This window comes from Clostridioides sp. ZZV15-6598 (assembly GCF_020657705.1).
Lineage (GTDB): Bacteria > Bacillota > Clostridia > Peptostreptococcales > Peptostreptococcaceae > Clostridioides > Clostridioides difficile_F.
This window is the reverse complement of the sequence record NZ_JAGWCS010000001.1, coordinates 33,180-44,670: the sequence shown is the minus strand read 5'-3', so window position 1 is coordinate 44,670 and position 11,491 is coordinate 33,180. Positions and strand designations below refer to the sequence as shown.

Sequence of the window (11,491 nt, the reverse complement as noted above, 5' to 3'; positions counted from 1 at the left end):
CACCATAAGTGTTAAAGTAAATACACATTAAAGTATATGAAATAGACTCTTATTATTAGTCATTATACTTATCTAAAATTATTTCCATATTTCTCTTTATTATATTTTTACCTCTCCAGCTAAAAGCTCTATCTCCATATCGCCTCTTAAACTCTTTGTTTGATATATTTTGTATCTCATCATAATCCAAATAATCTATTATATCTTCCTTAAATTCCAAGATGTGAGTTGTTGGTATTTCAACATTATGTGGACATACTTCTTGACAAATATCGCACCCAAATATCTTTTTACTTTTCTTTAAAACATACTTTTCTTCCTCTGACAAATCTCCCTTTTTTTGAGTTATATATGATAAGCATTTTTTAGGATTCATATCATAATTTCCCAATATAGCATTTCCCGGACAATATTTTACACACTTTCCACATTTAAAACAGCTTTTTTCTAGTGGTTTATCTTCTTCAAACTTATAATTATTTACTATATATCCAATAAATATATAAGAACCATATTCATCAGTTATAATATTATTATTTATTCCAAAATACCCAATACCTGATAAATAAGCTAAATATCTGTCAACTAATGGTCCATTATCAGCAAATATCTTATATTTAAAACCTTCTACATTTTTGGAAATATAATCACAAATTTGTTGTAAAAAATCTCTTACTACAATATGATAGTCTTTTCCGTGACAATATTTTGATAAATTTGAATTTTTATTCTTTTCTTGTCTATTTATATGGTATGGAAAAGCGCACACTATTATGGAGTTAGCATCTTCCATTATATTTCTAGGATTAATTCTATTTTCAATTATAGGTTCTTCCATACCTGTTAAATAGTCTTTTTTCTGTCTATCTTCAAGTATCTCTCTCAGATTTTCATACTTGTCTACTCCAGCTATTCCTACACACTTTAATCCTATAAGATTACAAAATTCTTTTACTCTGTTATTATCCATAAAATTATTCCTTTTCAACTTAAATTCTAAAATCACAATTATGCTACTTATGTTTCTTTGTTTAGACATAACAACATTTGTATAGTCTAAACATATATAGTCTAAATAGTCCGATTTTTTAAATTTACATATTTATATAATTTATTTCCTATATAATTTAACTTTTATGTACTGTTATCTTAGTATAATTTAATATTTATCTATTTTAAATTTTTAGCTACTTTTCTCTTATAACACTACTTATTTTTTACTATCTATATTTTGTTATTCATAAAAGCACAACAAATAAGAATTTGCTTTTAAACCATCCACAGATTATAATAAATACTGTATAAGGATGGTGAATAAATTGATTAAAATAACAATACCAGGTAGACCCATTAGTAAATCTAATTTTAAACTTCATAATATAAATGGTCAAGCATGGATGCCTTCAAAGGGAAAATATTCTAAGTATTTAGCATATGAGAACATGATTGCAGGTTTTATAAATCAACAGTATCAAGGAGAAACTGTTGAAGAAAATTTAATAACAGTGTTAAAATTATTCTTCCCTAATAAGAGAATGGGCGATTTACATAACTATCCAAAGAGCATTTGTGATGGTATTGAAAAAAGTGGAATAATAAAAAATGATAAGCAGCTTAAGCCAGTACTTTTATTTGATTTTATAGATAAGGATAACCCTAGAGTTGAAATTGAACTTTATCCAGTATCTAAATATGATATGTCCTATAATATTTTTGAAAAATAAAAATCTGTATATACTATATAAAACTATATTGATACAAAAACTATATTGATACAAAAATAATATTTATATAATAATTAATACTTACATAGACATAACACCTAATACTTTCATAAACACAATCTTATCATATTAATTATACTTACATAAAAAAAGAAATCGGCGTAAATTTATTACACCGATTTCAATAAGTAAAATCTATCCTAGCTTTTCAACAACAGTCTTTAACATTTCTCTTATAGGAAGTTCATATGGACATCGACTCTCACAAAGCCCGCAGTCAATACATTCAGTAGGTTTAACATCCATAACTTCGTATTTTTCCTTAGCCCACTCTTCTAATCCATATCTAGTGTAATAGCCTTCGCATAAGAAGCTTAAAGGTATATTTATTCCAACAGCACAAGGCATACAATATTCACATCTTCTACAGAATTTTTTACCTAGAGAATTTCTTATTTCTTCAATTGCTTTCTCATCATTCTCATCTAATACAAGATTTTCAAGCACAGCGACATTTTGTCTAACTTGCTCAACACTATCCATTCCTGGTATAACCACATCTATATAGTCCTTAGACAATATATATTTAATAGCCAATGTAGCATTATCTAAAGCTCCACCAGCTAAAGGTTTCATTACTATTATACCAATTCCTTTTTCATGAGCTTTTTTAAATACCTCGTCTGCTTGTCCTTCAACTATATTGTAAGGAAATTGTATAGTATCAAATTTTCCACTTTCTAAAGCTTTTTCTATAGTATTTAAGTTATGACTAGTTATACCAATATGTTTTATCTTCCCTTGTTCTTTTGCTTCTAAAAGGGCACTATAAGCCATTTTATCTTTAAAAATATTGTCATACTCTTCTTCTTTAACATTGTGGAATTGATATAAATCTATAAAATCAGTTTTAAAGTTATTTAAACTTATTTCCACATCTCTCTTCATTGAATCGTAATCCCTAGACATACTTTTAGTAGCTAGGAAAAATTTATCTCTTTTTCCTTCTATAGCAATTCCAATAGCTTCTTCACTTATTGTATATCCCCTTGCACTATCAATAAAGTTTATTCCTTGTTTTTCTAGCTCATTTATAACTAAATTAGTATCCTCTTGTGTAATTCTTTGTATTGGAATTCCCCCAAAACCGACTCTTTTTATCTTCATACTAGTTTTGCCTAAATTTCTCATAGCTTTCCCCACCTAACTTTTAATTAATTTTAAACATTATTAATATGTCACTTTTAATTATACAACAAATTATGAGAATTTTTGCAATCTATTTATATACTATTCACAATATATACACATTTCATCAAGTTAATTTATATAATTTATAATATACTCTTTTATATTACATCAAAATTTCATTTAATATCCTTTATAATATACCGATTTATATTTCACTAACATATAATCTAAATTTAATCTGCATAGAATCAAAATATTATTTACATCACATCAAAATATTATTTACTAGATAAAATTTCTTTAATCATCTTAATCTCTCTCTTATGACCTTCTTCATCAAAAGGTGTTTCTAAGAAAAATGGCAAATCTTTAATGCTTGGATGTTCCATAAAATCAGTCAAAGCTTTCAACCCTATCTTACCTTCACCTATTGGAGCATGTCTATCTTTTTTATCTCCAAATGGCATCATACTATCATTTAGATGTATAGTTTTCAATCTATCTATGCCTATAACCTTATCAAATTCCTCTAAAACCCCATCCAAGTCATTAACTATATCATAACCAGCTGAAAAAATATGACATGTATCAAGACACACACCTATTCTTTCTTTATGTTCGATATTATCTATTATGCTCTTTAACTGCTCAAAACTAAATCCTATTTCAGTCCCTTTTCCTGACATTGTCTCAAGGAGTATAGTTATATTTTCATCTCCTTTAATAGCATTGTTTAGCCCTTTTACTATTCTATCTATACCAAAGTCTACTCCACCGCCTACATGACTTCCAGGATGAAAACACATGTATTCTATGCCTAATGAGTCCATTCTTCTTATATCTTCATCTATTACTCGTGTTGCGAATTCATAAACATCATCCTTCACTCCACCTAGATTCATAGTATATGGAGCATGTGCAAGTAATGGTGCAAAATTATTTGCTTTTCTAATCTCTTGAAATTTAGCTATATCTTTCTCATCAAATTCTTTAGCATTTCCTCCTCTTGGATTTCTACTAAAAAATTGAAATGTATTTGCATCAATATACACAGCTGTTTCAGCTGCCTTTGCAAATCCTTTTGCTATTGAAATATGTGTTCCTAATTTAATCATATTAATCTCCTTTTGCTTGTACATAATTTTACTTTATAAATTTTTAATACGTAAGTCTTAATTTTAGTATAACTATAATTAATTTCGTATATATTAATTCTTAATTTTAATATTTATAGTTTAATTATACCCATTTTGATAAATTTCAAAGAGTATATTTAGTTATTCCAATAACAAAAAAATAGAGACTAAAAATCATTATTTTACTCATGCTCAAAAATATTTTTTGATTATTAAGTAAATTCTGATGTTCAATCTCCAATCTTATGTTTTATAACTAATACATAATTAATGATTCTAATTAGGACATTCTTCTTCAACTGTAGGAACTACAACCATAGCTATATCATACTTAGAACCTTCAACGTTGTCTTGTCTTTTATTTAAAATTTCATCTATCTTTGATTTCATAGTGTCATTAAGTTCAACTAATTCATCATGAGTAAGAGAAATATCATGATAATCAACTATATTTTCATTTTCTAAAACATCTTCCTCTGCTGCTTTATAAAAAACTTCACTCATATTTTCAAATCTTGATATGTACAATTCTTCTTCTTCTTCCCCATTGTCTAAAGAAAAATTAAGTATCCTATTCCCTATAACCACATTTTTTGCACTTGGATAATAATATTTTTCCACAATCCCCGACTTTATTTTTTCCTCAACTAATTCTAAAATACCAACTTTGTATAACATTTTTATGTGGTAGTTTATTTTTGCATGAGGTTCTTCCAATAATTGAGATAATTGTTTTGCTGACAATGGCGATTTGTCAAATGCTTTTAGAATATCTATTCTACGTGGATGTGCAATAGCCTTTATGCACTCCAAATCTCGTAATACCAATACCTCTTTCATTGACCCCTCCTAAAAAATTTATTTAATTCATACTTCTTTACAATTTAATTATATATTAAATTATATGTTGTTGTCAAAAAAATCCTTTCTTAAAATTTTAAAAAATATTTAATCTGAGTTTATTTGACAACTCCTCTAAAACTTTAACTCCTGCGACGCTGTTACCTTTTTTGTCAAGTGCAGGTCCATAAACACCAATACCCATACGTCCTGGCACAGAAGCCATTATACCACCCCCAACTCCAGATTTTGCAGGAATTCCAACTTTAATAGCAAATTCCCCAGAAGCATCATACATTCCACAAGTCATCATAAATGTTTTGACAATTCTAGATACCATTTCACTCATTAAATGCTCTCCATTTTCTATGTCTACTCCATAATTAGCAAGATTTATACCAATCCTCGCTAAATCTATAGAATCTACCTCAATTGAGCATTGTTTAAAATAAAGGTCTAAAACATCTTCTACATTACCTCTGATAAATCCATCACTTTTTAACAGATAAGCCATAGCTCTATTTCTATCTCCAGTCATTTTTTCAGACTTATAGACATCATAATTTATTCCTATGTTATCATTTTTTGCCAACTTTCTAAAAAAACTAAGCATTCTTTCTTCTTTTTCTTCCAAACAGCTCCCATTTATAAGAGAAGTGGTAACTATTGCTCCTGCATTTATCATTGGGTTACAAGGCTTTTTAGTATCATTAATCTCAAGTTTCATTATAGAATTAAATGGGTCTCCACTTGGCTCCATTCCAACGTTTGAAAAAACGTCTTCCCAGTCATTGTCCATAAGTGCCATTGCAAGCACAATTGGTTTTGAAATGCTTTGTATAGTAAATTTCGTGCTACAATTTCCAGCACTATAAATGTTATTTTCACTATCTATAATACAAATTCCTAAATCATTTCTACGAGCATTTTTTAATTCTGGTATGTAACTAGCAACTTGTCCATAATTTGTATATTTTTTATTAGAACTTATAATTTCTTTTAATAATGTCTCATCTAACGTATTCATATGCACCTCATCATCTTATGTTATATACTCTATTTTAGCACAAGTTTATACTATAATAAAACAGTGTTAAAAAAAATTATACTTTAAAACTATTTTTTGTAAAATTAACTTTATTTTTCAAACATATTATAAAAAATATCATAATATTATAAAAGGAGTATTAAAGTTAAATAATATTTATTATCTATACTAATTCTCACAAAACAAAGAATTTTTGATAACTAAATAGAATTTTCACTTTAATACTCCATCAATATTATTTAAAATATAAACCATAGATTATTAAGTATCTTTATAAAATTTTTAGTTTAATATGAGTACAATAAAATAATCAATAATACACGCTAATCGACTATTTTACTTCCTCCAATAAATTCCCTAAGGATTGAAGTTCCTGGTATATCAGAAATATCATCTAGTTCAACAAAGTACTGTAAAAACTTTAATAATCTAGTAGCTTCAATATAAGCAGGGTTATCTTCATCTATTTCCTCCAATAGAGGCTTAGCAAATCGCTTTAAAACCGCTAATTCATACACACAAGCGGAATTAAATATAGCATCTGCTTCATCTTGATAAGGGAATATGTTTTTCTTTTCTCCTCTTCTAACTGATGCCCATTGTAATATAGTATTATCTGCACTATATCCTCTAAAATTATAATCTCTAACAATTCTTCTTATCATTCTCAAATCAGCAGTAGGAATTCTATTATGGTCATCTAAATTTATCTGAGTAAGGGCACTTATGTATATCTTAAATTTATCTTCATCTGGTATAGATGCTGTTAAAATAGGATTTAGCCCATGTATACCTTCTAATATAATTGGTTGATTTGAGTCTATCTTTATCTTTTTGCCAGTATATTCTCTTGCTCCAGCTTTAAAGTTAAACCTTATATCCTCAATTTCTTCACCTGCTAAAAGTTTATTTAAATCTAAGTTGAATCTCTCTAAATCTATAGCATAAATTGACTCAAAATCATAGTTTCCATATTCATCTAAAGGAGTATGTTTTCTATCTATAAAATAATCATCTAAAGATATTGAAATCGGATTTAAGTTATTTACTCTAAGATGTATTGATAATCTATGAGCAAAGCTTGTTTTTCCAGATGAAGATGGAGCTGCTATTAAAACAACTCTCTTATTATTATCTTTTATCATATCTGCTATTTGAGATAGTTTCTTTTCATGTAATGCTTCAAATGTTCTTATTATATCTCCATATTCATTATTTTCTATTATTCTGTTAAGTGATACTACCTTGTCAATTCCCATGAGTCTTGACCATTCTTCTGCTTCATAATATACATTTGATAGCTTAGGTTGAGGTATAAATTTCATAGGGAGAGTCTTATCTTCTTCACTAGGTCCTAAAATTATAATGCCTCCATTGTAAAGCATGATATCAAACGATTTTATATAACCAGTCGATGGCAACATATATCCATAAAAATGGTCTATATAGTTTCTACATTTATATACTTTAGCACTATCATATTCCTTGTATTTCAAAAGTTCTGCTTTTTCATACATCTCATTATTTTCAAATATAGAAATAGCTTCATCCCTCGTAACTTCTATTTTTTCTATAATATAGTCATTATTTATTATCTCTTTCATTTTATTTTTTATATTTTCAACATCAACTTCTTTAAGTTTTCTCTCTATATGAACCTCACAATATAGTCCACCAGATAATGAATGTTCTATTGTAACTCTACTGTCCCAAAATATCTCTCTGCAAGCCATCACAAACACAAATGACATGACTCTAAAGTAAACTCTTTCTCCATCTTCATTTGTAGTATCTAAAAACTCTATCTCACAATCCTTCTTCACTCTACAATTTAGCTCTTTCAATTTATTATCTACAACTGCAAGTGTTATATATCCTTTATGTTCATCGCAAAACTCTTTTGCTATATCTCCTAGTCTAATTCCCAAAGAATTTTCGTCTAATGAATACTCCTTATTTCTTCCGTCTATTTTTAAATTTATTTTCTTCACTTCAACATCTCCTTCCTTTTGATGAATATACATTTTAATCAACGAGGCATATCAACAAGATAAAGAGAGGTATTTAACCCTCTCCTACAATATGATTCAATTTACTTATAGTATCTTCAATGTCTTCGTAATTTATTTCTAATACTAAATATTCTGCATTTAATTTTAAAACCTCTTTAACACTCTCTTCAGATAAAATACCTCTTCCTATACCAACATGTATATCATTGATACCATCATTATCACTTAAGTGTATCAATTTTATCTTATCTTTCAAGTTATTTAAATAATCATCCTCATCAATTAAACAGTGTCCAGTATCGTAACAAAAACAAATCTTAGAATTTTTAATCCTCTTAAATATATATTCAAAATCATAGGATATATTTCCAATATTTGAAAAATCCCCACCTTTTGAATAAGTATTCTCTATACAAATATGTGAATCTGTATTTATTTTATTTAAAAAATCTACACTATTATCTAAATACTTGTCCCTATTCTTTTTAAGTCTATTTGTCATAACATAACCCAAATGAAGATTAAAGTACCTTATATCAAATCCTTTTAGCTCTAATTCTATCTTCTCAATAAAACTTATCCACGACACTCGTATATATTCTATATTTTCACAAGTGTTTAATTCCATAGGTAAGTGTATTCCTATAGACAACCCTAGTTTAGAAATTCTCTGCTTATATTTGCATAACTCACTACATTCAGATATATTATCAATACCAATTTCCAAATGAGTTATTTCCTTTGTACTTTCACAAATCTTTAAAGCATCCTCAATATTAAACAACAAAGATGCTACACCAACTGCCATACAAATCACCTACTCAAAAATACCTATTTGTGTAAAAGGAAACACTCTTACAATAACTTTTCCTTTAATATTTTGTTCATCCACTAATCCTACTTCTTTATACCTACTATCTAAACTTACTTCTCTATTATCTCCCATAGCAAATACTTTACCTTGAGGAATCACCATATCAATTTCGCCTTCAGTGTAATTATCATGTATATATGAAACTTCATTCAATAACTTACCATTTATATAAACCTTAGAATCTTTAATTTTTAAATGGTCCCCTGGTACACCTATAACCCTTTTTACTAACTCTTTTTTTCTTCCATTATCTTGCAACAAGTCAGTCTTAAATATCATTATGTCTCCACATTTTGGTTCTGATAATTTATATGTCATTCTATTTGCCACTAAGTAATCATGCGGTTTAAGTGTTGGGTACATTGATTCTCCATTTACTAATGTTGGTTTTATAAAGCGAGTTATAATAAATGCCAAAAAAAGTGCAGTAATAATTATTTTTATCCACTCTACAATCTCTTCTTTAATAGTTTCATTCATTCACAAATTCTCCTTTATAGTTATATTATCTTTATTGATAATGCTACTTTTAAACACTATCTTTTAGATAAGTCTACTAAATAAGGTGTTGTCTATTTGTATATAATCTTTTTAAATAAGTTTTTTAATACTTACTTTTATACAAATCATGATATAGACAACTATTGTGTATGGTCTGGTGATTTCAGTTAATCAGCGATTGCTCCAAATTTTATATTTATAATGTTTAGTCAATAGTCCCTATCTTAGAAAATGGATACAATCTGACTAGAACTTTTCCTAAAACGGTGTGCTCGTCGACCAATCCAACCTCATCGTATCTACTATCTAAACTTCTTTCTCTATTGTCTCCCATTGCAAATAATTTTCCTTCTGGAACTACGATATCAATATCTCCATCAGTACGATTATTATGTATATAGGAAACCTCATCTAACAATTTATCATTTACATATACCTTGGAGTCTTTTATCTTTACATGGTCACCAGGAACCCCGATAACTCTTTTTACTAAATCTTTTTTCTTTCCATTTTCTTCTGTTAAGTCGGTTTTGAATACTATTATATCTTTGTATTTTGGCTCTCCTACTTTGTACGCAATTCTATTGACTATCAAATAATCACGTTCTACAAGCGTAGGATACATTGATTCGCCCTTAACTATTGTTGGCACTATAAAACGCGTTATTGCAAATGCCAAAACAAGAGCTATGACAATCACTTTTATCCACTCTACAACTTCTTTTTTAACTGCTTCACCCACTAAAATCGTCTCCTCTGTGTTCAATATTAAGTCAATCTACAGCAAAACTAATCTACCATAAACTTACAATATAAATATTATACTTCTTTTTTCTAATAGTTTAAAATACTTTTCTAAGACCTTTAGGATAATGATTCTTAATTATACCAACAGATTCTTTTCCCCAACCTAACGGTATATCTTCAACCGAAACCAAAACCCATCCTCTACTTTCATTAGAATTTATAACATCCCCTTTTAAATATTTAAGAATTGATTCGCTTTGTACACTAAAGTTTTCAACATTTTTTACATCTTCAACTTTTAAGTAATGAGATAATGCATGAGAAGGCTCAAATCTATTCTTCTTTAAAACCCCTAAATGCAAACCGTATCTCAATACTTTTAGTTTTTTTGTATCTGGATATATTTCAGGAAGTAGGTACAAATTTTCCCCTCTTAAATAAAATTTATTTTTTTTATTGCTATAATAATCAACCTTTAAAAATTTCTTTTCAAACTCCCTATAATCCTTTATTTCTTTATCTAAATTTTTTATTTTTAATTCTTTTACATTACTCTCTTCTTCTTCTAATTTTTTTATCTTGGCTACAAAGTGACCTTCTCCCTTTATTTTATGAGGCCATAGCCTTTCCACCTCAACAAGTTCTGCATGTGGATGTTCACTGATAAACTCATCTATAACATGTTCATTCTCCTCTTTTGAAAAAGTACAGGTTGAGTAAATTAAAATACCATCTTTCTTTAACATTTTATATCCATCTCTTATAATCTCTTTTTGAATAGATTGGCATTCAAGTACTTTTGCATGACTCCAATCTAAGATGGCCACTTCATCTTTTCTAAACATTCCTTGACCAGAACAAGGTGCATCTATAATCACCTTATCAAAATACCCATTAAATGTCTTTCTTAAGCTATTAGAATCAGTATTTGTTATAATACAATTTCTTGCTCCAAATCGTTCTAAGTTTTCTCCTAGAGCTTTAATTCTACTCGCATTAATTTCATTAGAAACCAATAAACCTGTGTCGTTTAATTTAGATAATATATATGTAGATTTACCACCAGGTGCAGCACACATATCAAGTACCTTATCTCCTTCTTTAATATCTGCTTTTGGTATTACACTCATTGCAGAAGGCTCTTGTAAATAATATGCTCCAGACTCATGTAATGGATTTCTACCAGGTCTATTAATTTTATCATCATAATAAAAACCTTCATCTGCCCATGGTATCTGATATAAATCAAATAAATCTAAATTCAACAATTTTTCTTTGTCAATTTTTAATGTATTTATTCTAAGACCAGTAGTCTTTTCTTCATCATAACTTTTTATAAAATCATCATATTCATCTTGTAGTATTTCTCTAATATCTTCTAAAAATTCTTTTGGTAAATTTGCCAAATTTATAATCCC

The 11,491-nt window shown here is 28.0% G+C and carries 11 protein-coding genes; 1 reads left to right on the top strand and 10 read right to left on the bottom strand.

Features of this window, described 5'->3' with window-relative positions:
• Window positions 1-55: 55 nt before the first annotated feature.
• Entirely contained in the window at window positions 56-970 is a 915-nt protein-coding gene (gene queG / locus KGF50_RS00205) for a tRNA epoxyqueuosine(34) reductase QueG (RefSeq protein WP_227846286.1), read from the bottom strand.
• A gap of 349 nt (window positions 971-1,319) precedes the next feature.
• On the opposite strand from queG, the gene KGF50_RS00200 reads away from it, so the two are divergent.
• On the top strand, window positions 1,320-1,724 hold the full coding sequence (locus tag KGF50_RS00200) for a RusA family crossover junction endodeoxyribonuclease (protein WP_227846285.1): 405 nt from the start codon (window positions 1,320-1,322) through the stop codon (window positions 1,722-1,724).
• Between the two features lie 195 nt (window positions 1,725-1,919).
• Here KGF50_RS00200 and KGF50_RS00195 read toward each other — a convergent pair whose 3' ends face one another.
• From KGF50_RS00195 to KGF50_RS00155, 9 genes are all read right to left on the bottom strand, one after another.
• Window positions 1,920-2,915, bottom strand: a complete 996-nt coding sequence (locus KGF50_RS00195; RefSeq protein ID WP_227846284.1) for an aldo/keto reductase — start codon at window positions 2,913-2,915, stop codon at window positions 1,920-1,922.
• 278 nt (window positions 2,916-3,193) lie between these two features.
• On the bottom strand, window positions 3,194-4,030 hold the full coding sequence (locus tag KGF50_RS00190) for a deoxyribonuclease IV (RefSeq protein ID WP_227846283.1): 837 nt from the start codon (window positions 4,028-4,030) through the stop codon (window positions 3,194-3,196).
• 297 nt (window positions 4,031-4,327) lie between these two features.
• Window positions 4,328-4,891 (bottom strand): winged helix-turn-helix domain-containing protein, encoded by a 564-nt coding sequence (locus tag KGF50_RS00185; RefSeq protein ID WP_227846282.1) that lies wholly within the window; start codon window positions 4,889-4,891, stop codon window positions 4,328-4,330.
• 97 nt (window positions 4,892-4,988) lie between these two features.
• Window positions 4,989-5,918, bottom strand: a complete 930-nt coding sequence (gene glsA / locus KGF50_RS00180) for a glutaminase A (protein ID WP_227846281.1) — start codon at window positions 5,916-5,918, stop codon at window positions 4,989-4,991.
• A 344-nt stretch (window positions 5,919-6,262) separates the two neighbouring features.
• On the bottom strand, window positions 6,263-7,930 hold the full coding sequence (locus tag KGF50_RS00175) for a nucleoside kinase (RefSeq protein ID WP_227846280.1): 1,668 nt from the start codon (window positions 7,928-7,930) through the stop codon (window positions 6,263-6,265).
• A 73-nt stretch (window positions 7,931-8,003) separates the two neighbouring features.
• Complete coding sequence (locus tag KGF50_RS00170; protein ID WP_227846279.1) at window positions 8,004-8,759, bottom strand: TIM barrel protein; 756 nt, start codon at window positions 8,757-8,759, stop codon at window positions 8,004-8,006.
• Between the two features lie 9 nt (window positions 8,760-8,768).
• A complete protein-coding gene (gene lepB, locus KGF50_RS00165; RefSeq protein ID WP_227846278.1) occupies window positions 8,769-9,305 on the bottom strand; it encodes a signal peptidase I in 537 nt (178 codons plus the stop codon).
• A gap of 226 nt (window positions 9,306-9,531) precedes the next feature.
• Window positions 9,532-10,068 (bottom strand): signal peptidase I, encoded by a 537-nt coding sequence (gene lepB, locus KGF50_RS00160; protein WP_227433615.1) that lies wholly within the window; start codon window positions 10,066-10,068, stop codon window positions 9,532-9,534.
• 100 nt (window positions 10,069-10,168) lie between these two features.
• Entirely contained in the window at window positions 10,169-11,479 is a 1,311-nt protein-coding gene (locus KGF50_RS00155) for an RsmB/NOP family class I SAM-dependent RNA methyltransferase (protein WP_227846277.1), read from the bottom strand.
• Between the last annotated feature and the right edge of the window lie 12 nt (window positions 11,480-11,491).

What these genes read in the sequence shown, in the direction of transcription:
- queG (WP_227846286.1), bottom strand. Translation starts at nt 970, where the DNA reads ATGGATAATAACAGAGTAAAAGAATTTTGTAATCTTATAGGATTAAAG.
- KGF50_RS00195 (WP_227846284.1), bottom strand. Translation starts at nt 2,915, where the DNA reads ATGAGAAATTTAGGCAAAACTAGTATGAAGATAAAAAGAGTCGGTTTT.
- KGF50_RS00190 (WP_227846283.1), bottom strand. Translation starts at nt 4,030, where the DNA reads ATGATTAAATTAGGAACACATATTTCAATAGCAAAAGGATTTGCAAAG.
- KGF50_RS00185 (WP_227846282.1), bottom strand. Translation starts at nt 4,891, where the DNA reads ATGAAAGAGGTATTGGTATTACGAGATTTGGAGTGCATAAAGGCTATT.
- glsA (WP_227846281.1), bottom strand. Translation starts at nt 5,918, where the DNA reads ATGAATACGTTAGATGAGACATTATTAAAAGAAATTATAAGTTCTAAT.
- KGF50_RS00170 (WP_227846279.1), bottom strand. Translation starts at nt 8,759, where the DNA reads ATGGCAGTTGGTGTAGCATCTTTGTTGTTTAATATTGAGGATGCTTTA.
- lepB (WP_227846278.1), bottom strand. Translation starts at nt 9,305, where the DNA reads ATGAATGAAACTATTAAAGAAGAGATTGTAGAGTGGATAAAAATAATT.